The sequence below is a fragment of the Pigmentiphaga kullae genome, assembly GCF_004216695.1.
Classification (GTDB): domain Bacteria; phylum Pseudomonadota; class Gammaproteobacteria; order Burkholderiales; family Burkholderiaceae_B; genus Pigmentiphaga; species Pigmentiphaga kullae.
Window position 1 is genome coordinate 1,455,820 of record NZ_SGXC01000001.1, and the last position, 21,445, is coordinate 1,477,264.

21 protein-coding genes are annotated in these 21,445 nt (G+C 68.1%); 8 read left to right on the forward strand and 13 right to left on the reverse strand.

Features of this window, described 5'->3' with window-relative positions:
• Positions 1–62 precede the first annotated feature (62 nt).
• Positions 63–1,259, forward strand: a complete 1,197-nt coding sequence (gene ftsY, locus EV675_RS07175; RefSeq protein WP_130356624.1) for a signal recognition particle-docking protein FtsY — start codon at positions 63–65, stop codon at positions 1,257–1,259.
• A gap of 19 nt (positions 1,260–1,278) precedes the next feature.
• Here ftsY and EV675_RS07180 read toward each other — a convergent pair whose 3' ends face one another.
• The 3 genes from EV675_RS07180 to EV675_RS07190 are packed head-to-tail and all read right to left on the reverse strand — an operon-like array spanning position 1,279 to position 4,015.
• Positions 1,279–2,187, reverse strand: a complete 909-nt coding sequence (locus EV675_RS07180; RefSeq protein WP_130356625.1) for an alpha/beta hydrolase — start codon at positions 2,185–2,187, stop codon at positions 1,279–1,281.
• A 1-nt stretch (position 2,188) separates the two neighbouring features.
• Positions 2,189–3,157: a tripartite tricarboxylate transporter substrate binding protein gene (locus EV675_RS07185; RefSeq protein WP_130356626.1), complete on the reverse strand. Its 969-nt coding sequence runs from the start codon at positions 3,155–3,157 to the stop codon at positions 2,189–2,191.
• A gap of 60 nt (positions 3,158–3,217) precedes the next feature.
• Positions 3,218–4,015: an aspartate dehydrogenase gene (locus EV675_RS07190; protein ID WP_130356627.1), complete on the reverse strand. Its 798-nt coding sequence runs from the start codon at positions 4,013–4,015 to the stop codon at positions 3,218–3,220.
• Positions 4,016–4,120: 105 nt separating this feature from the next.
• On the opposite strand from EV675_RS07190, the gene gcvA reads away from it, so the two are divergent.
• From gcvA to EV675_RS07220, 6 genes are all read left to right on the forward strand, one after another.
• Complete coding sequence (gene gcvA, locus EV675_RS07195) at positions 4,121–5,002, forward strand: transcriptional regulator GcvA (RefSeq protein WP_130356628.1); 882 nt, start codon at positions 4,121–4,123, stop codon at positions 5,000–5,002.
• A 173-nt stretch (positions 5,003–5,175) separates the two neighbouring features.
• Positions 5,176–6,168, forward strand: a complete 993-nt coding sequence (locus tag EV675_RS07200; RefSeq protein ID WP_130356629.1) for a substrate-binding domain-containing protein — start codon at positions 5,176–5,178, stop codon at positions 6,166–6,168.
• A gap of 11 nt (positions 6,169–6,179) precedes the next feature.
• Positions 6,180–7,064 carry an FAD binding domain-containing protein gene (locus EV675_RS07205; protein ID WP_130356630.1) on the forward strand — a complete coding sequence of 295 codons (885 nt, stop codon included), beginning with the start codon at positions 6,180–6,182 and terminating at the stop codon, positions 7,062–7,064.
• Positions 7,061–7,567 (forward strand): (2Fe-2S)-binding protein, encoded by a 507-nt coding sequence (locus EV675_RS07210; protein ID WP_130356631.1) that lies wholly within the window; start codon positions 7,061–7,063, stop codon positions 7,565–7,567. Before EV675_RS07205 ends, EV675_RS07210 begins: the two co-directional genes overlap by 4 nt.
• A complete protein-coding gene (locus EV675_RS07215; RefSeq protein ID WP_130356632.1) occupies positions 7,554–9,911 on the forward strand; it encodes a xanthine dehydrogenase family protein molybdopterin-binding subunit in 2,358 nt (785 codons plus the stop codon). Before EV675_RS07210 ends, EV675_RS07215 begins: the two co-directional genes overlap by 14 nt.
• A 79-nt stretch (positions 9,912–9,990) precedes the next feature.
• Positions 9,991–10,986 carry a Bug family tripartite tricarboxylate transporter substrate binding protein gene (locus tag EV675_RS07220; RefSeq protein WP_130356633.1) on the forward strand — a complete coding sequence of 332 codons (996 nt, stop codon included), beginning with the start codon at positions 9,991–9,993 and terminating at the stop codon, positions 10,984–10,986.
• A 51-nt stretch (positions 10,987–11,037) separates the two neighbouring features.
• Here the strand turns inward: EV675_RS07220 and EV675_RS07225 are convergent, their stop codons facing one another.
• From EV675_RS07225 to EV675_RS07235, 3 genes are all read right to left on the reverse strand, one after another.
• Positions 11,038–11,565, reverse strand: coding sequence for an SRPBCC family protein (locus EV675_RS07225; protein ID WP_130356634.1), 528 nt, complete (start codon positions 11,563–11,565; stop codon positions 11,038–11,040).
• A 24-nt stretch (positions 11,566–11,589) separates the two neighbouring features.
• The gene (locus EV675_RS07230) at positions 11,590–12,129 is read right to left on the reverse strand and encodes a cupin domain-containing protein (RefSeq protein ID WP_130356635.1); all 540 of its coding nucleotides are present in this window, start codon (positions 12,127–12,129) and stop codon (positions 11,590–11,592) included.
• A 126-nt stretch (positions 12,130–12,255) separates the two neighbouring features.
• Complete coding sequence (locus EV675_RS07235; protein ID WP_130356636.1) at positions 12,256–12,942, reverse strand: TetR/AcrR family transcriptional regulator; 687 nt, start codon at positions 12,940–12,942, stop codon at positions 12,256–12,258.
• A 180-nt stretch (positions 12,943–13,122) separates the two neighbouring features.
• Between EV675_RS07235 and EV675_RS07240 the strand changes: the two genes are divergently transcribed.
• Entirely contained in the window at positions 13,123–14,547 is a 1,425-nt protein-coding gene (locus tag EV675_RS07240; RefSeq protein ID WP_165404480.1) for an aldehyde dehydrogenase family protein, read from the forward strand.
• A gap of 51 nt (positions 14,548–14,598) precedes the next feature.
• Here the strand turns inward: EV675_RS07240 and EV675_RS07245 are convergent, their stop codons facing one another.
• The 7 genes from EV675_RS07245 to EV675_RS07275 all read right to left on the reverse strand — a co-directional run bounded on the left by EV675_RS07245 (position 14,599) and on the right by EV675_RS07275 (position 21,432).
• Complete coding sequence (locus tag EV675_RS07245; protein ID WP_130357941.1) at positions 14,599–15,555, reverse strand: tripartite tricarboxylate transporter substrate binding protein; 957 nt, start codon at positions 15,553–15,555, stop codon at positions 14,599–14,601.
• Positions 15,556–15,630: 75 nt separating this feature from the next.
• Positions 15,631–16,170, reverse strand: a complete 540-nt coding sequence (locus EV675_RS07250) for a cupin domain-containing protein (RefSeq protein WP_130356638.1) — start codon at positions 16,168–16,170, stop codon at positions 15,631–15,633.
• A 207-nt stretch (positions 16,171–16,377) separates the two neighbouring features.
• Positions 16,378–17,328 carry a M14 family metallopeptidase gene (locus tag EV675_RS07255; protein ID WP_130356639.1) on the reverse strand — a complete coding sequence of 317 codons (951 nt, stop codon included), beginning with the start codon at positions 17,326–17,328 and terminating at the stop codon, positions 16,378–16,380.
• A 2-nt stretch (positions 17,329–17,330) separates the two neighbouring features.
• Positions 17,331–18,314, reverse strand: a complete 984-nt coding sequence (locus tag EV675_RS07260) for a Bug family tripartite tricarboxylate transporter substrate binding protein (RefSeq protein WP_130356640.1) — start codon at positions 18,312–18,314, stop codon at positions 17,331–17,333.
• Positions 18,315–18,516: 202 nt separating this feature from the next.
• A complete protein-coding gene (locus EV675_RS07265; protein WP_124687505.1) occupies positions 18,517–19,428 on the reverse strand; it encodes a LysR family transcriptional regulator in 912 nt (303 codons plus the stop codon).
• Positions 19,429–19,528: 100 nt separating this feature from the next.
• Positions 19,529–20,275: an amino acid ABC transporter ATP-binding protein gene (locus EV675_RS07270; protein WP_130356641.1), complete on the reverse strand. Its 747-nt coding sequence runs from the start codon at positions 20,273–20,275 to the stop codon at positions 19,529–19,531.
• 44 nt (positions 20,276–20,319) lie between these two features.
• Complete coding sequence (locus tag EV675_RS07275) at positions 20,320–21,432, reverse strand: amino acid ABC transporter permease (protein ID WP_423213218.1); 1,113 nt, start codon at positions 21,430–21,432, stop codon at positions 20,320–20,322.
• Positions 21,433–21,445: the final 13 nt, after the last annotated feature.

Genomic DNA, 21,445 nt, shown 5'->3' on the forward strand with positions numbered 1-21,445 from the left:
CCGGGTGGGCCGCCGCCCGTCGTTCCGATGATGGCGCGGGCCGTTACAGCAGACAGGTTTCCATGTTCAGTTTCTTCAAGAAGAAGACCCCTCCGCCTTCCCCCGGGCAGGACCGTGCCCAGGAACCGGCCGCCGCGCCCGTTCCCGCGCCGGACCGTTCCTCCGCCCCGCCGCCGGCCCAGGAGCCCATTGCCCAGGAGCCAGCCGCTCCCGAGGTAGCGCCATCCGAGGTAGTGGCACCCGCCGCGCCGGTGGCGCCCGTCCAGGCATCCGCCCCGGTCCAGCCGGTACCCGTTCCCGCTCCGGCCCCGGCCCCGGCCCCGGCTCCCCAGGCGGCCGCGCCCGCCAAGTCGTCGTGGCTGGCGCGCCTGAAGACCGGCCTGTCGCGTACCGGCCAGAGCCTGACCACGCTGTTCGTCGGCGTGAAGGTCGACGAGGACCTGTTCGAGGAACTGGAAACCGCCCTGATCATGGCCGATACCGGCGTGGATGCGGCGCAGTCGCTGCTCAAGGGGCTGCGCGAGCGCGTGCGCCAGGAACGCATCGAGGATGGCGACCGCGTGCGCCAGGTCCTGCGCGAGCTGCTGGCCGAGCACCTGCGGCCGCTGGAGCGCCGCTTCGACCTGGACCGTCCCGCGCCCATCGTGACCATGATCGCGGGCGTGAACGGGGCCGGCAAGACCACCTCCATCGGCAAGCTGGCGCGCACCTTCCAGCAGCAGGACCGCCGCGTGCTGCTGGCCGCGGGCGATACCTTCCGCGCCGCCGCGCGCGAGCAACTGGTGGAGTGGGGCCGCCGCAACGACGTCACGGTCATCGCCCAGGAAGGCGGGGATCCGGCCGCCGTCGCCTTCGACGCGGTCAAGTCCGGCCAGGCGCGCGGCATGGGCGTGGTGATGGTCGATACCGCCGGCCGCCTGCCCACGCAGCTGCACTTGATGGAAGAGGTCAAGAAGATCAAGCGCGTGATCGCCAAGGCCGACGCCTCGGCCCCGCACGAGGTGCTGCTGGTGATAGACGGCAACACGGGGCAGAACGCGCTGGCGCAGATCAAGGCCTTCGACCAGGCCCTGGGCCTGACCGGCCTGATCGTGACCAAGCTGGACGGCACCGCCAAGGGCGGCATCCTGGCCGCGGTGGCGGCCGGCGCGCAAGGCGTGCGGCCGGTGCCGGTGTACTGGATAGGCGTGGGCGAGGGGATCGACGACCTGCAGCCCTTCGTGGCGGACGAGTTCGCCGGGGCGTTGCTGGGCAATTGATTCCGGGCGGGGCGGCCTGCTAGGACGGCCGCTCCATGAACGCCAGGATCTGCCGGCCCAGGTCGTCCTCGGCGGTGTTGAAGTGCGCCACGATCGACGTATGGTTGTGGCCCGCCATCCAGACGAAGCGCGGCGCGCGGCGCCGGACGCGGGTCAGTGCGGCCAGCAGCTCCACGCAGTGCACGTCGATCAGCGGGTTCTCGTACTCGGCGACGGCGATCATGGTGGGCAGCGCCTGCGCCGTGACGTGGTTGACCGGCGAACCGTCCTCCATCGTGGCGGGCGAGGTGCCGTAGTAGGCCTCCACCCGGCTGGCGTTGGGGTTCTCCGCCGAGTTCTCGGCACGCACGCGGCCGGACACCACCACCAGGCCGGCCAGGCCGTGTCCTTCGAGCGGGTGGAAGCGGGCATCGTAGGCGTAGTGCGCCGCATGCGTGCCCCCGGCCGAATGTCCCATCAGGAAGATGCGGCCGGGGTCGGCGCCCAGCTCGTCGGCGTGGGCGCGCACCCAGGCCACCGCGGCGGCGATGTCCTGCGTGCCGCTGGGATAGGGATGGGCGGGCGCCAGGCGGAATTCGACGTTGACCCCGATGATGCCGTGCCGGGCGAAGTACCACAGCACGTTGCTGTAGATCTCTGCCGTGCGGTCTTTCTCGCCTTCGACGAAGGCGCCCCCGTGCACGAACATCAGCACCGGCCGGCGCGCGGCCGCCGGGCCCAGCGGCTGGAAGACGTCCAGGCACTGGCGCGGATCGCCGCCATAGGGAATGTCGCGCGTGACCGTGGCCAGTTTCGGGGCGTCGCGCAGGACCTCGGAGAATCCCAGCACCATCTGGCGGACGTGGGCCTGCACGCTGGTGCCCCAGCGCGGACCGAGTTCCGCCATGGCCTGGCGCAGGGACGGCGGGATTGCGGGAGGATTCGGCATGTCAATCCACCTTGCCGATGCGGCGAACGGCAGCCTGCACGCGTTCGGCGTCGGCCTTCCAGTAGGGCGCGAATTCGGGCGCGTCCATATAGTCGAGGGGACTGCCCAGGTTGACGAAAACCTGCCGCAGCTCCGCTTGCGCGGTGACTTTGCGGACGGCCTCGCGCAGCGCGTCGATGACGGGCCTGGGGGTGGCGGCAGGGGCGACCAGGGCCGACCATTGGGTGAACTCGACATCGTAGCCCAGCGACTTCAGGCTGGGGACATCGGGCATCGAGGCCAGCGGCTTGGTGCCCCAATGGGCGAGCGGCCGCATCTTGCCTGACTTGACGAAGGTGCTGGCGTTGGCGGGCCCGCTGGCCGCCAGCTGGATCTGCCCGGCCAGCAGCGACACCAGGGCCGGGCCGCCGCCCGAGAACGGCACGTGGGTGATGGGAGCACCGGATGCGGCCTTCAGCATTTCCATGGGAATGTGCATGGCGCCGTACACGCCGGACGACCCGTAGTTCAGCGCCTGCGGGTGCTTCTTGGCATCCGCGACCAGTTCGGCCACCGACTTCCACGGCGCGTCGGCCCGGACCACCAGCAGGTTGGGGTCGGCGGTGATGCGTGCAATGGGCACGAACTGGTCCAATTGAAAGGCGGGCTTGCGGCCCAGCAGGCGGTCGGCCTCGGGCAGCCCCGATATGGACGACAGCGTGAGCAGCAGCGTATAGCCGTCGGGCTTGGCGCGCGCAACCATGCCCGTGCCCACGACACCGCCGGCGCCGCCCTTGTTCTCGACGATGACCGGCTGTCTCAATTCATGGCCCAGGGCGTCGGCCAGCGGGCGTGCAATGTTGTCGGCCAGGCCGCCGGCCGCATTCGGCACGACGATCGTGATGGGTCCGGCCGGGAAGGGCGCGGCGGCCAGCGCGGGGCCGGCGACGGTGCCCAGCGCGGCCAGGCAGGGGATGAGTTTCTTGAGCATGAAGGGTCCTTGCAATAATGTCGGTGGTGCCGCGCCGGGCGCCGGCCTGCACAATGGGGTTCAGATCACGATGGCGTTCAGGCGGTTGCGCACGGCGCGCACGATGGACATGCCGGCCAGCGCCGAGGTCTTGGGGTTGGCGGCGAAGGCCGCGGCCTCGACCATGACTTCCATCCTGCCGAAGGCGCCGCGCGCCGAAATGGTGTGCGTGTTGCCGCCGGCGGCGGGGTCGGCGATCAGGCGGACCCGGGTCTGGTCCAGTCCCATGCCGGCCAGCCCGACCATGGCGGCGACGTTGGCGTTCTGCGGGAAGGTCGCGGCCGCCTCGCGCGCGGTGCCTTCGAAGAACACCGTGGCCTCGGCCAGATGCTCCAGATCGCACAGGCTGGCGGCCGCCGTGCCGCGCCAACTGCCGGGCGGCTTGCGCCCGGTGTAGTGCACTGACGCCAGACCGCTGTCGCGCGCGGCGGCCAGCGCGTCGACGCCGGCCAGCGCCCCCGGTACCAGCGTCAGTTGCGCCTGGCCTGCCTGGCAGGCCGCGTCCAGCCGCTCGACCATGCCGGGCAGCGCCAGCGCGCCCACCGAGGCGACGATGGTGTCGATGCCCTGCTCCAGCAGCCGGGGCACGAGGGTACCCAGCACTTCGTGGCCGGCGCATTCGACGGCGAAGTCGGGGCGGGTTTCCAGGCCGTCGACGGATTGCACGACCTGGCCATGCGTGCCCAGCTTGCGGCGGGCGTCGTCGGCCCGTTCAGCGCGTTCCAGCACCATCCACCTGCCGATGCGCGGATCGTCCTTCAGTTGATCAAAAATCGACTGCCCCATGGCTCCGAAGCCTGCGAGCAAGATGGTTTTCATGCGGGAATGCCTCCGGTTCGTCAGACTTGAATCGTGCGGGCCTGGGCGCCGGCAGGCAATCGATATATAGTCAATCCGGTTTACTTTTCATCAACACCGTTCCGGATGAAGCTGCCGCCCCTGAACCCCCTGCGGGTGTTCGAGTCCGCGTCCCACACCCTGAGTTTCACGCAGACCGCCCGCGAACTGCATGTAACGACGGGCGCGGTCAGCCGGCAGATCCGCGTGCTGGAAGAATTCCTGGGCATGCGCCTGTTCGAGCGCGCCAGCGGCGAGGTGCGCCTGACGCCGGCGGGCAGGGAGTACCGCGACGACCTGAGCGGGGCCTTCGAGCGGATCTCGCAGGCAACCACCAAGGCCCTGAGCCGCAACCGGGACAAGCCGCTGCACGTGTGGTGCCAGATGACGTTCGCCATGCGCTGGCTGCTGCCGCGCATGGCCGAGTTCCATGCGCGGCACCCGGACCGCGATGCCGTATTCACCACCTCTCTCAAGCAACTGGACAATCTGAGCGATGCCGACGTCGCCATCTGCATCGGCCATGGCGACTGGCCCGGCGTGATCGCCCACCGGCTGGTGGACATCGAACTGCTGCCGGTGTGCAGTCCGGCCTTGCTTGCCGGTCCCGTGCCCTTGCGCGAGCCCGCGGATCTGGCGCGCCATACCTTGTTGCAATCGTCGGCCCGGCCCGACTACTGGGGACGGTGGCTGGACGCCCATGGCGTGGAGGGGGTCGATCCGGCGCACGGGCTGACCTTCGAGAACGTCACGCTGGCCTACCAGGCGGCGCTGCAAGGCATGGGCGTCGCGATGGGGCAGTACGCGCTGGTGGCCGAGGACCTGGCCGCCGGCCGGCTGGTCGCGCCCTTCGCGGGCCGGCTCGTGCTGGACTCGGCTTTCTACCTGGTCTATCCCGAGCGCCTGCAGAACGATGCCCACGTCCGCGACTTTCGCGACTGGGTGATGGCGCAGGCGCGGGCGGATTGACCGTGCCCCTGTTTGGGGCATGGTGTATTGACTATATAGTCAGCTTGGCCCAAAAAAATCCGTTGATATACCTTTATGTCGGATATAAGATGTTGACCGTTTAGTCAATTATCAATCCGCGCAGGCACTCATCGTTCCTCGTTGCCGCGCATCCATGATCTCGACGTCATCCTATGAAAAGCCTGCAATTGAGCATGAGTTGTGCGAACTATGACCGGACGTCCGCGCTGATGGACGGCCGGGCCGGTATCGAAGGCGTGGACCTGGTCACCTCGCAGCTCGAGCCCGAGGAATCGTTCCACCGCGCCTTCAAATACGCGGAGTTCGACATCTGCGAGATCTCGCTCAGCAGCCATACGATGATGACGTCCCGCGGCCAGAACGCGTACGTCGCGATTCCCGCCTTCGTCTCGCGGCTGTTCCGCCACTCCGGCATCTACATCCGCACCGACCGGGACATCCGGTCGCCGTCGGACCTGGCGGGCAAGAAGGTGGGGCTGCCCGAGTACCAGATCACGGCCAACGTGTGGATACGCGGCATCCTGCAGGATGACTATGGCCTGGACCCGGCTTCCGTGCGGTGGCGGCGCGGCGGCGTCGAGCAGGCGGGGCGCGAGGAGCGCGCGCCGATCAAGCTGCCGCCGGGCATCGAGCTGGAGCAGATCGCCGGCGACAAGACGCTGAGCGGCATGCTGGCCGATGGCGAACTGGATGCCGTCATCAGCGCACGGGCGCCGTCCTGTTTCCTGCGAGGCGAACCGGACGTCGCCCGCATGTTTCCGGACTATCCCGGTGTCGAGGCGGACTACTTCCGGCGCACGCGCATCTTTCCGACCATGCATGCCATCGGCATCCGCAAGGAACTGGCAGAGCGGCATCCGTGGCTGGCGGTCAACGTGCTCAAGGCGTTCACCCGTGCCAAGGATCTGGCCTTCGCCGAGATGGGGCAGATCGGCCACCTCTATCACAGCCTGCCCTGGGGCGTCGCGGCCTATGAACAGGCCAGGCGCGACATGGGCGACGACTACTGGAGCTATGGGTTCGAGGCCAATCGCCACGTGCTGGAGACGTTCGTGCGCTATCACCACGAGCAGGGCCTGTCGGCGCGCAAGGTCGCGCCGGAAGAGCTGTTCTGGCCCTCCACGCTCGACCTGACCCGGATCTGAGGCGGGGCGCCATGAAACCGTCTCCCTTTTCCCTGCATCTGCCGGAGTCGCTGCCCGAGGCGCTGGAGCTGCTGGCGAGCCGCGACAATGCCCGCGTGATCGCGGGCGGCCAGTCCCTGATGCCCATGCTCAACCTGCGGCTGGCCTTTCCCGACGATGTCATCGATCTGAACGGCATCGCCGAGCTGGCGGGCCTGCGCGAGGACGGCGGCGACATCGTCGTCGGCGCGATGACCCGCCAGCGCGACATCGAGTTCTCGCCCCTGGTCTCCGAGCGCCTGCCCTTGCTCAAGGAAGCCATCCTGAACGTGGGGCACCGGCAGACGCGCAACCGTGGCACCCTGGGCGGCAGCATCTGCCATCTGGATCCTTCCGCTGAACAGCCCACGGTCGCGATCGCCATGGACGCGCGGCTTTCCCTGCGCAGCGTGCGCGGCGAACGGATGGTGTCCATGCGGGAGTTCGCCGTGGACCTGATGACTTCGTGTCTGGAACCCGACGAAATCCTGGCTGCCGTCCGCTTCACGCCCTGGCCCGCGCGCGCCGGCCATGCGTTCGTGGAGTACGGACGCAGGCACGGCGATTTCGCCATCGTGTCGGCCGCCGCGCTGGTCCTGCTGGATGCGGGCGGCGCGGTCGAACGTTGTTCGCTGACCCTGGGGGGGGTTGCGTCGGTGCCGTTCCGCGTCGAGGCGGCCGAGCGCGTGCTCCAGGGAAATGCCCCCACCCAGGAGGTGGTGCGCGAGGCCTGCGCGCAGGCCGCCCGGTGCGAGGCGGTCGGCGATCCGACCTATCCCGCGTGGTACCGACAACGGCTAGCCCAGCGCCTGCTCGAACGCGCGCTGCTCAAGGCGCTCGAACGCGCCGCCGTTCTTTCCCAGGAACACACATCATGAAGAAACTCGAAGTCGGCGAGCTGGCGAAGATATTCCTGTGCGTCAACGGCACCCCGCATGCGGTCAGCGTCGAACCGCGCACGACGCTGGGCGATTGCCTGCGCAACGACCTGGGGCTGACCGGCACCCACCTGGGTTGTGAGCACGGCGTCTGCGGCGCCTGCACGGTGCACGTGGACGGGGCCACCGCGCGCAGCTGCCTGATGCTGGCGGCGCAGGCGCAGCGCTACGAGATCCATACGGTCGAATCGCTGGCCGGCGATGGCGAACTCAACGATCTGCAGCAGGCATTCCGGGAGCTGCATGGATTGCAGTGCGGCTTCTGTACCCCGGGCATCCTGATGACCCTGACCGAACTGCTGCGCGACATGCCCGAGGCGACCGAGGACGACATCAGGCTGGCCTTGTCCGGCCACATCTGCCGCTGTACCGGATACCAGAACATCGTGGCCGCGGCCATGCATACCCTGGAAAAGCGGAGGGCCGCCCATGAACGCGCGTGACCGGGTCCCGGCCTCCCAGATCGGCAGGCGCGCGCTGCGCGCCGAGGACGTCCGCCTGCTGACGGGCGCGGGCCGCTACGTGGCCGATATCGACCTGCCCGACGCCCTGCATGTCGCCTTCGTTCGCAGTCCCTACGCCCATGCATTGATTCGCAGCGTGGACGGCTCGGCGGCGCTGGAAATCCCGGGCGTGGTCGCGGTCATCGACGCGCGCGAGATGGCGACCTACGTCGAGGCCCTGCGCATGCCGCTGGGCTGGCCGACCAGCGACCTGCCGCCCGACATCACGCCTTATGTGCTGTGTCCCGACGAAGTTTGCTTCGTGGGCGAGGCGGTGGCGATGGTGCTGGCGACTTCCCGCTACATCGCGGAGGACGGCGCGGCGCTGGTGATGGTGGACTACGATCCGCTGCCCGCCGTCTCCGACGTGCAGGCCGCGCTCGAACCCGACGCACCCAGGGTGCGGCGCGAAGCGCCCGGCAACGTGCTGCGGGAATTCCGCGTCGGCTACGGCGAATGCGATGCGGCGTTCCAGGATGCGCCGCACGTTTTCCGCGAAACGATCTCGCAGCATCGCGGCGGCGCCCATCCCATGGAGTGCCGGGGCATGGTGGCGCAGTACGACAAGCACCAGGGCGCGCTGATGATCTGGGCCTCGACCCAGATGCCGCACGAACTGGCTTTCACCATCGCCAAGGCGCTGGGCCTGCCGGACTCGCTGGTCCGGGTGGTGGCGCCCGACGTGGGCGGCGGCTTCGGCTGCAAGTTCGTGGTCTATCCCGAGGAACTGGCGGTGGCCGCCGTTGCCTGGCACCACAAGCGCGCCGTCAAGTGGATCGAGGACCGCATGGAACACTTCCTGGGAGCCATCCAGGAACGCGACCAGCTCTGGGAGGTCGAGGTGGCCTGCGACGAGCGGGGCGTGGTCCGGGGCATACGCGGGACCATGCTGCACGACCAGGGCGCCTATACGCCCCAGGGCGTGAACTGCGCCTACAACTCCAGCACGGCGGTGACCGGCCCCTACGCCATTCCCGCGTACGAGATGCGGGTCACGGTGGTGCAGACCAACAAGATCTACGTGATCCCGGTGCGTGGGGCGGGGTATCCGCAAGGTACCTTCGTCATGGAGCGCCTGCTGGACCGGATCGCCTTCGAGCTGGGCGAGGACCGCGCCACGGTGCGCGCGCGCAATCTGGTGCTGGCGGAGAAGATGCCCTACGTCAAGCCGCTGACTGCCCGGTCGGGCCGGCCCATCGTGCTCGACAGCGGCGACTACCTGGATGCGCAGCGCCGCGTGCTGGAGCAGATCGGCTATGCCGGCTTCGAGGCGCGGCGCCAGGCGGCGCGGCGCGACGGGCGCTACATCGGCCTGGGCTTCGCCCACGCGGTCAAGGGGACGGGACGCGGGCCCTTCGAGTCCGGCAGCGTGCGCGTGTCGTCGAACGGACACGTCACCGTGGCCACCGGCGCGATGGCGATGGGACAGGGCCTGAACACCGCCATGGCACAGATCGCGGCCGAACAGCTGTGCGTGCCGGTCGAATCGGTGCAGGTGATTTCCGGCGACACCGCTCATACGTCGATGGGGGTGGGCGGTTTCGCCAGCCGGCAGACCGTGACCGCCGGTTCGTCCGTGCACTACGCCGCGGTGGCGGTGGCGGCCAAGCTGCGCAAGGTCGGCGCCATCATGCTGAAGACGGACGAGTCGGCGGTTCGCCTGCGCGACGGTACGGTCTGCGCGACCGACGATCCCGGCCGAGCGGTGACTTACAGCGAGATCGCCCGCCTGCTGCGAGGCATACCCGGCTACGACCTGCCGCCCGGGGTGGGCGCGGGCCTGGAAGCCACCATCCATTGGGAGCCCACCGACATGGCCTATGCGCACGGCTTTCACGCCTGCGAGGTCGAGGTGGACATCGTGACGGGCGAGGTGCGCATCCTGCGCTATGTCGCGACCCACGACAGCGGCACGCTGATCAATCCCATGACCGCCGAGGGCCAGATCCACGGCGGCATCGTGCACGGCATCGGCAACGCCTTGTTCGAGTGCATGCGCTACGACGATCAGGCCCAGCCCATCAGCACGACTTTCGCGGACTACCTGCTGACGACCGCCACCGAAGTGCCGCCGCTGGAGATCTCGTTCACCGAGTCTCCGGCGCCCAGCAATCCGCTGGGCGTGAAGGGCGTGGGCGAGGCCGGGACGATACCCGTCACCTCGGCCATCGCCTCGGCCATCGACGACGCGTTGGCGGATTTCAGGATCCGGGTATCACGGGTGCCCGTGGAGCCGGTCGAGCTCGTCCGGCAGATCGCCGCGCACGAGCAGGCGGCGGGCTGACGCCTTGCCATACCGCCGGCATCCCGCCGGCAAATTCATCGATCCAAGCAGTTCTTACTTCCTGGGAAGGGGTTGAACAATGTCCAGCTTGAACAAGGTGCGCGTGTGCGCAGGCGTCGTTGCGGCGCTATTCATGGCGGCTATGCAGCAGGGCCACGCCGAAACGCGGTTTCCGACCAAGGCGGTGCGCATCGTGGTCGGCTTCACGCCCGGGGGCGCGGCGGACCAGACCGCGCGCATCATGGCCGAGAAGCTCGCGGAGAAATGGAAACCCCACGCCGTGGTGGTCGAGAACGTGATCGGCGCGGGTGGCAATATCGGCGCGCTGAACGTCCATCGTTCCGCGCCGGACGGCCACACCCTGCTGCTGGTCAGCAACACGCACGCGATCAACCGCGTGCTTTATACCGAGACCGAGTTCGACATCACCAAGGACTTCGCCTTCGCGGGCATGATGACGTCCTCGGCCATCGTGATCGCCGTCAATCCCAAGGCCAAGGTCAAGACCATGCCGGAGCTGCTGGCGAAGATGGAGCGGGAAAAGGGCGAGATGAACTACCTGACCTGCGGCGCGGCCACGGCCCACCACTTCGCGATGGAGCTGATCAAGGTCGAGACCCACACCAAGGCCGTGCACGTGCCGCATCGGGGTTGCAGCCCGGCCGTGGTGGATGCGGTCGCGGGGCACGTCGACACCGTCGTGGCGACCATGCCCACGGTGCTGCCTTTCATCAAGAGCGGCAAGCTGGTGCCCATCGCGGTCACGTCGGCGAAGCGGTCGGAGTCGGCCAAGGACATCCCCACGGTGGCCGAGTCCGGCATTCCCGCGCTGAAGAACTTCTCGGTAGAGAACTACTACGGTCTGGCCGCGCCCGCGGGCACGCCCAAGGACGTCGTGGCCAGGATCGAAAGCGACGTCAGGCAGGCGCTGGAATCGCCGGAGACCCGAGCCAAGCTGCTGGGCGCGGGGCTGGATGTGTTCTTCCTGGATTCGGCGCAGTCGGCCGACCTGATCAAGCGGGACGTGGCGAGCTATGGCGCGGCGGCCAGGACGGCCGGCATCAAGGCGGAGTGATCCGCGGCGCGCCGTGGCGGGAAGGCCGCGCCCCGGCGCTTTTCCTCTTGCCTACGACGGTGCGCCTTCTTTCCTGAACAGCCGCTTCCAGCGCGGTACGGCGTCGCCGGCGGGCTCGGCCGCCGCCGTGTCGCCGGCGCCGGGCTGCATGAGCGCATTGAACTTGCCGAAGAAGTCGTCCGACAGTTTGCGTGCCGCGGCCTCGATCAATCGCGCGCCCACCTGCGCCAGCTTGCCGCCGATCGCGGCATCGACGGTGTAGCTCAGCCGGGTGGCGCCGGCCTCGGGTTCGAGCCGGACGGCGGCCGTGCCCTTGCCGAATCCGGCAGCCCCGCCCTGGCCCTCGAATTCCAGGCTATAGGCGGTCGGGGCCTGGATGTCCAGCAGCCGCAGCCTGCCTTTGAACTTCGCGCTGACGGGGCCGATGCGCACGCTCATGTCGACCCGGTAGGCATGCTCGCCGTCCTCGGTGATGGCATCGCAGCCCGGGATGCACTGCCGCAGCACCTCGGGATCGTTCAGCGCTTCCCACGTCGTCCGCTGGTCTGCCGGCACCAGTTGTTCGCCAACCAATTGCATCGTTCATTCTCCTTGGATGCGTGCTCAGGCGCGGGGGATGGATTTGAGGTGTCCGTCGCGTTTCTGGAAGAGGTCGTCGCTGGCGTATCCCATGAGTTCGGGTTGAGCGCGGCCGAGCATGACCTGGAAATAGACGGGTTCGAGGCTGCGGTTTTCGTAGCCGTGGATGACGCCGGGCGGGCAGGCGGCGCATTCCCAGGGCGCCAGGCGGCGCCAGGCCTTGTTGCCGGCTTCGTCTTCGAAGAAGACGTCCAGGAAACCCTGGAGCACGAAGAAGACTTCCTCGACCTCGTGGGTGTGGGCGGCGTTTCCCTGTCCGGGCTCGACGTACATGATGCTCAGGGTGAATCCGCGGGCGGGGATGGCGGAGGCGTCGTCGTGCTTGCCGGAGCCGCCGGCGCCGATGAAGCGGTGCTGGGCGCGCTTGAAGCCTTCGATTTTTGCGTCTTCGAAGGCGGCCCAGTCGGGGGTCTTGTCGCGGAATCGGCCGACGTAGCGGGCGGCGATGTCTTCGAGCGAAGCGTGCTCGAGTTCGGGTGGTCGTGGGTGGCGTGCGGTGGCCATCGTGGGTTCCTCTGGAAGGGAATGGAGGGCGATGGCGCGCGACGGCCATCGTACGACCACACGATAGGGTAAATTGACTAAATGGTCAATGTTAAGCGCCGGAAATCCGCTCCGGCGCAACGCCGTTCAATCCTTCTTCAGGTACCGGATCACCATGTCCGCGGCGTGTTCCAGGCGCTGCCGGACCCGCTGCGGCGTCATCAGTTTCTGCCGGAAGATGGCCTCGAAGGTGTGCTGGTTGTTGACGTAGTGGGCGGTCAGCGACGTCACGGAGATATAGAGATCGATGGGGTCGATGTCGTCGCGGAAGACGCCCGCCTCGCGGCCGCGGGCCAGCAGTTGTTCGATCGTGTCCAGCAGCGGGTTGTACAGGTCCGAGATGGCCGCGTCGCTGGCGACGTGCCTGCCGCCGGCCAGGTTCTCGCTCATCAGCAGGCGCTGGAACTCGGGGAACTGGACCCAGATCTTGCCGGTGGAGATGACCAGGCGGCGCATGCCCGCCTCGGGATCCACGGTGCGCAGCTGGATGTCCTGCTGCCGGCTACGGATGTTCTCGTAGGTATGGGTCAGCACCGCGACGAACAGGCCGTCCTTGTTGCCGAAATGGTGGTAGAGCAGGTTCTTGTTCACGCCCGCACGCAGCGCGATCTCGTCCACGCGCGCGCCTTCGAAGCCCTTCTGCGAGAACTCCTGGATGGAGGCCTCGATGATGGACAGGCGGGTGCGGGCGGCGCTTTCGCGCGGGCCGCCGGTTCGGCGCCGGGGTGTCTCGGGAACGGTGGTGTCTGCTTTTTTTGGAGTCATGGCGGACATGAGGGCCTGGATGCTAGGGGGCCGTGCAAGTGTACATGCAGCGGGAATCGCGTCCCTCGCGCCGGCCGGCCGCGCGGCTCCGGGATTTCCGTTCTTTTTTCTTTAAATTGACTAAATAGTCAAACAAAACGTAGAATGAAGTCCGACCTCTTCTTTCCTGATCTTGCGAGCGAGCCTGCCTTGGATATCCTGCACAGCTTCATCGATGGCCAGTCCGTGCCCGGCCCCGGGACGACGATCACGCTGGAATCGCCCCAGTACGCCGACCGCCGCATCCACCTGGCCGAGGCCTCCGACGAACTGTGCGCGCAGGCGGTCGCCTCCGCCCTGGCCGCGTTCCGCCGCCACGCGGCGGCGCCGGTGGTGGAGCGGGCGGCCTTGCTGAACAAGGCCGCCGATCTGCTGGAGACGCGGGTGGACGCCGTGGCGGACCTGCTGGTCAGCGACGTCGGCAAGCCTGTCCGGGTGGCGCGCGTGGAGGTCGTTCGCGGCGTCCAGTTCCTTCGGGCCTGCGCGGTGCAGCTCCAGACCCTGACCGGCGAGATGCTGCCGGTGGACGCCGTCGCGGCGGGCGTGGGGCGGCATGGCCTGGTACGGCGCGTGCCGTACGGTGTCGTGGCCGCGATCACCCCGTTCAATGCGCCGGTCAACCTGCTGGTGCAGAAGGTGGCGCCGGCCCTGGCGGCGGGCAACGCCGTCGTGGTCAAGCCGCATCCGGCCGGCACGCGCGCCGCGTTGGCCGTTGCCGCGCTGTTCGTGGAGGCCGGGCTGGCGCCGGGCCTGTTCAACGTGGTGTGTGGCGACCGGTCCCCGGCGCAGGCCCTCGTGCGGGACGCGCGGGTCCGGGTCGTGACGTTCACGGGCGGCACGGCGGCCGGCGACGCGCTGGCGCGCGCGGCCGGCGCCAAGAAGTTCGTGGCGGAACTGGGCTCGAACGCCGCCAACGTGGTGTTGGCCGACGCGGACCTGGCCGATGCCGCCCGCCGCATCGCCGCCGCGGCCTTCGAGGCGAGCGGCCAGCAGTGCGTGTCCGCGCAGCGGGTGATCGTGGAGGCGCCGGCATACGACGCCTTCCTGCCGCTGTTCGTGGAGGCGGCCCGCGCCTTGCGCGTCGGCGGCGCGGATGACGAGACTACCGACGTCGGCCCCATGGTTTCGCGCGCGGCCGCCGATCGCGTCATGGCCATGGCGCGCCGGTCGGTGGAGCGGGGTGCCCGATATGCCCTGGAGCCGAAGCAGGACGGCTGCCGCGTCAGCCCCGGCATCCTGGTCGATGCGCCCGCCGACAGCCCCATCTGGGCGGACGAGGCCTTCGGTCCGCTGGCCGTCGTGCAGCGCGCCGCCGATGCGCACGAGGCGCTGGAGCTGGCGAACGATTCGCCGTTCGGCCTGCAGGGGGCCGTGTTCACCCGCGGCCTGGGCAATGCCTTCCTGTTCGCCGACGGCTTCGAGGTGGGATCCCTGTGGATCAACGAGGCCAGCCGCTTCCGGCTGGACATGTACCCCTTCGGCGGCGCCAAGCAGTCGGGCTTCGGCCGCGAAGGCGTGCGCTACGCGATAGACGAGCTGTCGCAGTTGCGCTTCATCGGCATCCGGCCGCTGTAGCGCGGCCCATCCCCCGCGGCGCGTGCCGTGGGGGATGTCCCGTCCCTCCGGCTAGTTGACGGTCGCGCCGGACTGCTTGACGACCACGCGCCACTTCTCGATCTCGGCCTTCAGGAATGCCTGGAACGCTTCCGGACTGCCGCTCATGATGTCGAAGCCCTGGCCGATCAGCTGCTGCTGCACGTCCGGCCGCGCCAGCACCTTGGCCGATTCGGCGTTGATGGTGTCGACCACGGAACGAGGCGTGCCGGCGGGCGCGACCAGTCCGAACCAGGCCACGGCCTCGAAGCCGGGCAGGCCGCTTTCATTCAGCGTGGGAACGTCGGGCAGCCATGACAGCCGGTTGCGGGTCGTGACCGCGAGCAGGTTGACGTTGCCGTTCTTGGCCAGTGCGAGCGCGTTGGGGATGTTGGGGAACATCAGGGTGGTCTCGTTGCGCATGACCGCCGTCAACGCTTCCGACGAGCCTTTATAGGGAACGTGCATCAACTGCACGCCGGTCATGGACTTGAAGAGTTCGCCCGCCAGGTGCTGCGAGGTCCCGTTGCCGCCGGAGCTGAAGCTGAGTTCGCCGGGCTTGGCGCGGGCGGCCTTGACCAGGTCGGCAACGGACTTGATGCCGGAGGCTGGAGAGACCACGAGCGCGTTCGGGTTCGAGGCCAGCACGATGATGGGCGCGAAATCCTTGACCGGATCGTAGGGCATCTTCGTGTACAGCGATGGATTGATGGCGTGCGAGCTGACCGAGGCCAGCAGCAGCGTGTAGCCGTCGGGCGACGACTTGGCGACGTGTTCGCCGGCGATGTTGCCGCCGGCGCCTGGACGGTTCTCGACGACGAACGCGACTTTCAACGCCTTGCCCAGTTGTTCGGCCATGACGCGGGCCAGCATGTCGGAGGTGGCGCCAGGCGGCGCGGTAACGACGATCCGAACGGGCTTGGCGGGATAGGTGTCGGCGGCGGCCGGGGCCGCCAGTGCAACGGTCGCGCAGACGAATGCCAGTTTCATTCGATTCACAGCGTGTACTCCTGCAAATGGGGCGCCGTGCGGGCATCGCTACGCCCGGCATGGGCGCGGGGCGGGTCAACCGCGGGGGATGGATTTGAGGTGTCCGTCGCGCTTCTGGAAGAGGTCGTCGCTGGCGTATCCCATGAGTTCGGGTTGAGCGCGGCCGAGCATGACCTGGAAATAGACGGGTTCGAGGCTGCGGTTTTCGTAGCCGTGGATGACGCCGGGCGGGCAGGCGGCGCATTCCCAGGGTGCCAGGCGGCGCCAGGCCTTGTTGCCGGCTTCGTCTTCGAAGAAGACGTCCAGGAAACCCTGGAGCACGAAGAAGACTTCCTCGACCTCGTGGGTGTGGGCGGCGTTTCCCTGTCCGGGCTCGACGTACATGATGCTCAGGGTGAATCCGCGGGCGGGGATGGCGGAGGCGTCGTCGTGTTTGCCGGAGCCGCCGGCGCCGATGAAGCGGTGCTGGGCGCGCTTGAAGCCTTCGATTTTTGCGTCTTCGAAGGCGGCCCAGTCGGGGGTCTTGTCGCGGAATCGGCCGACGTAGCGGGCCGCGATGTCTTCGAGCGAAGCGTGCTCGAGTTCGGGTGGTCGTGGGTGGCGTGCGGTGGCCATCGTGGGTTCCTCTGGAAGGGAATGGAGGGCGATGGCGCGCGACGGCCATCGTCCAGCCGCACGATAGTTTTAGTTGACTAAATAGTCAATATATTGAGAAGAGTAGATGGTTATTGCAGCTAAAAAATTGATGGATTGTCGATTTTTCTTGTTTTTATTGACTAGATAGTTAGCATAAAGGGCCCGGGAACGACCGGGCCCGGAACCTCAGGCGACCCGCCGCGCCAGCCTGACCACGGTTACGCCGGGCACGAGCTGCCGCAGCGAAGGCATGACCAGCGTGCAATGGTCGTACGGCGTCGTCACGGGCTCGCCGTCCTGCCAGCCGATGACGGTACCGGCGCGCTCCAGCTCCTCCAGTCCCTGCCAGGGCTGGGCGAACCGGAAATCCATGCTGCGCGCGACCACCGGCTGCGTGACCTCGATCGCCTGCTGGGCGTCCGGCGTGGGGGCCATCCATTCGGCGGGAATGTCGTGCTCGTCGACGATGCCCGAGGCGCGCAGGAAGCGCGCCACCTGGTCCAGCGCCACGGTCCGGCTTTCGACCGCGCCATGGTAGCCGCACTCGATCAGCAGCGAGCGCGTGCCGTTGTCGGCCATCTGGCCGAAGCGGCCGTAGTCGCGCATGCGCACGCCGTCCTTGTGGCCGGCGTCGACGATGACGTGGCGCGGCGCGCCCAGTTCGCGGGCCAGGTCCAGGTTGCGCGGTTGCATGCCAGTCAGCAGCAGCGGCGCGCACGGTTCGTGCATGGAGTGCAGGTCCAGTAGCCAGTCGGCCTGCCGCACCCAGGGCAGCAGCGCGGCGGCGCGCTTGCGTTCGCGGGTGGTGGGGGCGGCGAGCTTGTCGTCGCTCCAGACCCGGTTCAGGTCCTCGTCCAGGTAGCGCGAGGCATCATGGCGGGCGGCATCGAAGGTATCGAACGCGGCCAGATTGCAGAACGCCAGCGTCAGCGTGCCGCGCCGGGGCCGCAGGCCGGATTCCAGCGCGGTCTTGACCGCCCAGGCGCCGCACAGCTCGTTGCCGTGTACCAGCGAGGTGACCAGCACATGGCGGCCGGGCGTGCCCGAGTCGAAGTGCCAGACGCCTTCGACGCCGGTGTTGCCGGCACGGACGGCCGACAGGTCGGGGACGGGCAGCAGGAAATCGTGAGTCGCCATCGTCATTCCTCGATCTTGGCGAATTCGACGATGCGCTTGTACTTCTCGGTTTCCTTGCGCTGGAACTGGGCCAGGTCGACGCCCGGCGCGGCCACCGTCGATCCCGATTCCTGCATCTTGCTGCGGAACTCCGGCATCTTCAGGACGTCGTCCAGCGCGGCGCGCAGTTTGGCGGCCACGGGCTCGGGCACGTTGGCGGGGCCGTACAGGCCGAACCAGATGTCCATGTTGACGTCCTTCAGGCCGGCTTCGGCGAAGGTGGGGATCTCGGGAGCGAGCGGCGCGCGCGTGGCCTGCATCAGGCCGATGGGCACCAGCTTGCCGGCGCGGATGTTGGCCAGCGCGCTCGACAGCACGAACACGCCGAACTGCAACTGGCCGCCCATGATGTCGCTGGCCAGCGGCGCGACGCCGCGATAGGGCACGTGCACGAGTTGCAGGCCGCCCGCTTCCTTCACGCTTTCGGCGGACAGGTGCAGCGCGGTGCCGACGCCCGAGGTGCCGAAGCTGAACTTGCCGGGATTGGCGCGGGCCTGGGCCAGGAAGTCGGAGATGTTCTTGACGGGGGAGTTGGCCGAGGCCACCAGCACCATGGGCTGGGTGCTGATCATGCCGATGGGCGTGAAGTCCTTCAGGCCGTCGTACTTGACCGCCTTGTTGATGAGGCTGGCGATGGCCATCTCGTTGGAGGCGCCCAGCAGCAGCGTATAGCCGTCGGGCCGGGCCTTGGCCACGCGCTGGGCGCCGATCGCGCCGCCGGCGCCGCCCACGTTCTCGACGATGACGCGTTCGCCGATGCGCTTGGACAGCGCTTCGCCGAACAGGCGGGCGGTCAGGTCGGTGCTGCCGCCGGCAGGGTAGCCCACCACCAGGGTGATGGGGCGGGCGGGGTAGTCGCCCTGCGCGTGGGCCGGGACGGCCGCGCCGGCGGCACAGGCGGCCAGTGCCAGCGTGAGCGCGCGGCGGGTAAGGGTAGGCTGGTTCATGGTGGGGCCCCGTACAGAGCAGTTATCGTGCCGCCATCCTTGCGCACGGCATGGGCACAAAGGTGCGAATCAGGCACATGTGCGTGCGGATTCGGCTCCGCGCCAAGGTTTGCCCCAGGAGGGGGCGGAAAGTGGCGGATATACGAAACGCTTGACGCCCCAGGGTGGTGCGGGAAGCCGCCCGGGCTTCCCGCGGCGCGGATCAGCGCGCGAATTCCGTGGCCGCCCAGACCGCCTCGACGACATCGGCCTGGCGGGCGCGGGGGCGGTACAGCCGGACCTCGAACGGCACTTCGTCGCTGCGGCCGCCCAGAACCACCATGTTGCGGCGCTGGCAGTCGGCGGCCACCATGGACCAGGGCAGCCACGCGACGCCCAGGCCCTTCTTGACGAATTCGTAGACGGCGTCGGCCGAGTCGCAGCGCAGGAACACGTTCATGCCGGCCAGCGGATTGCGCTCGAAATGCTCGCTCAGCAGCCGTTCCATGGACAGGCCGATGCCGTAGGCGATCAGCGGCGTGGCCTGGCTGGCGCCGATCAGGCTGTAGCGCGGCTTGCCCTGCGCATCGGCCACGCTGACCGGCACCAGCTTTTCCGTGGACAGCGTCAGGTGCCGATAGCGGTGGCCGTTCAGCGGCACCGACAGCGCCCGGTGTTCGTAGCAGCACAGCATGTCGACCTTGCTTTGTTCCAGCATGCCGGCAAGGTCGGACGTGGCGCCGGTGATGATGTCGATCTGCGCCTTGCCGCGCAGCGGGCTGCGCGGCATGTGTGTGATGCGGGCCAGCCAGTCGGCCACCAGGGTGCGGGCCAGCGTGCGGCCCGTGCCTATGCGCAGGCTCATGCCCTGGTTGGTGCCGTGGCGCTGGATTTGCGAGCGGGCGTTGGCGACGCTTTCGACCGTGCGTTCGGCGGTCTTGAGCATGACCTCGCCCTCGGGGGTGAGCTGGACCGGCGTGCGATTGCGCTCCACCAGCGGCGAGCCGGCCCAGACTTCCAGTGCGCGGATGCGGCGGCCGAAGGCGGGGTGGGTGACATGCCGCATTTCGGCGGCGCGCACGAAGCTCTGCGTCCGGGCGAGCGCGATGAGGTCTTCGAAAAGTTTGAGGTCCATGAGTTCCGGATTTTAATGCCTCGGGATGCCTATCCCCGACAGGCTTGCTCAATCGTAATAATCGGGCATTTCGGGCTCATGGCGCCGCCGCCGGGCCGGTTCAGTGCAGGATCTGGCTCAGGAACAGGCGGGTGCGTTCGTTGCGCGGGTTCGAGAAGAAGGCCTCGGGCGTGTTCTGTTCGACGATCTGGCCCTGGTCCATGAAGATCACGCGGTCCGCCACCTGCCGGGCGAAGCCCATCTCGTGCGTCACGCACAGCATGGTGATGCCGGTCTCGGCCAGCGAGGTCATCACGTCTAGCACTTCCTTGACCATCTCCGGATCGAGCGCCGAGGTCGGCTCGTCGAACAGGATGATCCTGGGCGACATGCATAGCGACCGCGCGATGGCCACCCGCTGCTGCTGCCCTCCCGAGAGCTGTCCGGGATACTTGTGCGCCTGCTCCGGGATGCGCACGCGCTCCAGGTACTGCATGGCGGCCGCTTCGGCCTGCGCCTTGGGCTGCTTGAGCACCCAGATCGGGCCCAGCGTCAGGTTCTGCAGGACGGTCAGGTGGGGGAACAGGTTGAAGTGCTGGAATACCATGCCGACTTCCCGCCGGATCGCCTCGATGTCCTTCAGGTCGCCGGTCAGTTCGATGCCGCCCACGGCGATGCGGCCCTGCTGGTGTTCCTCCAGGCGGTTGATGCAACGGATCAGCGTCGATTTGCCGGAGCCGGAGGGGCCGCAGATGACGATGCGTTCGCCGCGTTGCACGGCCAGGTCGATGTCGCGCAGCACCTGGTACTTGCCGAACCATTTGCTGACGCCTTCCATCTGGATGATCGGCTGCGTGGATGAAGACATGGCGGGTTTCCTGTCGGGGGCTTGCGTCCGGTCCGGTGGCGGGTTCATCGTTCCCGGTCCGTGCGCAGGCGCTTCTCCAGCGATTGGCTGTAGCGCGACATCGCGAAGCAGAATACGAAGTAGATGGCGGCGATGAACAGGTAGGCCTCGACCGAGAAGCCCGGCCAGGCGGCATCGGCCAGCGAGGCCTTGGCCGACTGGGTGAGGTCGAAGATGCCGATGATCACCACCAGCGAGGTGTCCTTGAACACCAGGATGAACATGCTGACCAGCGGCGCGATGATGGTCTTGAGCGCCTGCGGCAGGATGATCAGGCGCATCTGCTGCCAGTAGCCCAGGCCGATCGAGTCCGCGCCTTCGTACTGGCCCCTGGGGATGGCCTGCAGGCCGCCGCGCACCAGTTCGGCCAGGTAGGCGGCGGCGAACAGGATGATGGCGATCTGCGCGCGCAGCAGCTTGTCTATGCTCATGCCTTCGGGCAGGAACAGCGGCAGCATGACCGAGGACATGAACAGCAGGCTGATCAGCGGCACGCCGCGTATCAGCTCGATGTAGACCACGCACAGGGCCTTGATGGCGGGCAGGCGCGAGCGGCGCCCCAGCGCCAGCAGCACGCCCAGAGGAAAGGCCAGGCCCATGCCGAAGGTCGCCAGGATCAGCGTCAGCGGCAGGCCGCCCCATAGCGTGTTTTCGACATATTGCAGGCCCAGCACGCCGCCCCACATCAGGATGCCGGTGGCAGTCAGCGCGACGACCCAGACCAGCGCCAGCCAGCGGTTCCAGAAGCGGCGCAGGCAACTGGCCACGACCGCGCCGATCAGCAGCGCGCTGGCCAGCAGCGGGCGCCATTGTTCGTCATAGGGGTACAGGCCGAACAGGATCAGCCGGTGCTTTTCGGCGATGAAGGCCCAGCACGCGCCGCCGGCCTCGCGGCATTCCTGCGCCGACGAGGCGACGAAGGTCGCGCGTACCAGCCCCCATTCCACCAGCGCGGGGACGATCATCAGCAGCAGCCACGCCACCAGCAGCGTCAGTACGACGTTCAACGGAGACGAGAAGAGACCCCCCCCTACGCGCTTCGCGCGCGCCCCAGGGGGCGGCGCTGGCGGACCGGCGGAGCCGGATCCGCGGCGCCCTGGAGCAGAGTCATCGTCGATGAGGGACGCCGCC

Excerpts from the sequence above, each read along its gene's own strand:
- ftsY (WP_130356624.1), top strand. The coding sequence starts at position 63 with ATGTTCAGTTTCTTCAAGAAGAAGACCCCTCCGCCTTCCCCCGGGCAG.
- EV675_RS07180 (WP_130356625.1), bottom strand. The coding sequence starts at position 2,187 with ATGCCGAATCCTCCCGCAATCCCGCCGTCCCTGCGCCAGGCCATGGCG.
- EV675_RS07185 (WP_130356626.1), bottom strand. The coding sequence starts at position 3,157 with ATGCTCAAGAAACTCATCCCCTGCCTGGCCGCGCTGGGCACCGTCGCC.
- EV675_RS07190 (WP_130356627.1), bottom strand. The coding sequence starts at position 4,015 with ATGAAAACCATCTTGCTCGCAGGCTTCGGAGCCATGGGGCAGTCGATT.
- gcvA (WP_130356628.1), top strand. The coding sequence starts at position 4,121 with ATGAAGCTGCCGCCCCTGAACCCCCTGCGGGTGTTCGAGTCCGCGTCC.
- EV675_RS07200 (WP_130356629.1), top strand. The coding sequence starts at position 5,176 with ATGAAAAGCCTGCAATTGAGCATGAGTTGTGCGAACTATGACCGGACG.
- EV675_RS07205 (WP_130356630.1), top strand. The coding sequence starts at position 6,180 with ATGAAACCGTCTCCCTTTTCCCTGCATCTGCCGGAGTCGCTGCCCGAG.
- EV675_RS07210 (WP_130356631.1), top strand. The coding sequence starts at position 7,061 with ATGAAGAAACTCGAAGTCGGCGAGCTGGCGAAGATATTCCTGTGCGTC.
- EV675_RS07215 (WP_130356632.1), top strand. The coding sequence starts at position 7,554 with ATGAACGCGCGTGACCGGGTCCCGGCCTCCCAGATCGGCAGGCGCGCG.
- EV675_RS07220 (WP_130356633.1), top strand. The coding sequence starts at position 9,991 with ATGTCCAGCTTGAACAAGGTGCGCGTGTGCGCAGGCGTCGTTGCGGCG.
- EV675_RS07225 (WP_130356634.1), bottom strand. The coding sequence starts at position 11,565 with ATGCAATTGGTTGGCGAACAACTGGTGCCGGCAGACCAGCGGACGACG.
- EV675_RS07230 (WP_130356635.1), bottom strand. The coding sequence starts at position 12,129 with ATGGCCACCGCACGCCACCCACGACCACCCGAACTCGAGCACGCTTCG.
- EV675_RS07235 (WP_130356636.1), bottom strand. The coding sequence starts at position 12,942 with ATGTCCGCCATGACTCCAAAAAAAGCAGACACCACCGTTCCCGAGACA.
- EV675_RS07245 (WP_130357941.1), bottom strand. The coding sequence starts at position 15,555 with ATGAAACTGGCATTCGTCTGCGCGACCGTTGCACTGGCGGCCCCGGCC.
- EV675_RS07250 (WP_130356638.1), bottom strand. The coding sequence starts at position 16,170 with ATGGCCACCGCACGCCACCCACGACCACCCGAACTCGAGCACGCTTCG.
- EV675_RS07255 (WP_130356639.1), bottom strand. The coding sequence starts at position 17,328 with ATGGCGACTCACGATTTCCTGCTGCCCGTCCCCGACCTGTCGGCCGTC.
- EV675_RS07260 (WP_130356640.1), bottom strand. The coding sequence starts at position 18,314 with ATGAACCAGCCTACCCTTACCCGCCGCGCGCTCACGCTGGCACTGGCC.
- EV675_RS07265 (WP_124687505.1), bottom strand. The coding sequence starts at position 19,428 with ATGGACCTCAAACTTTTCGAAGACCTCATCGCGCTCGCCCGGACGCAG.
- EV675_RS07270 (WP_130356641.1), bottom strand. The coding sequence starts at position 20,275 with ATGTCTTCATCCACGCAGCCGATCATCCAGATGGAAGGCGTCAGCAAA.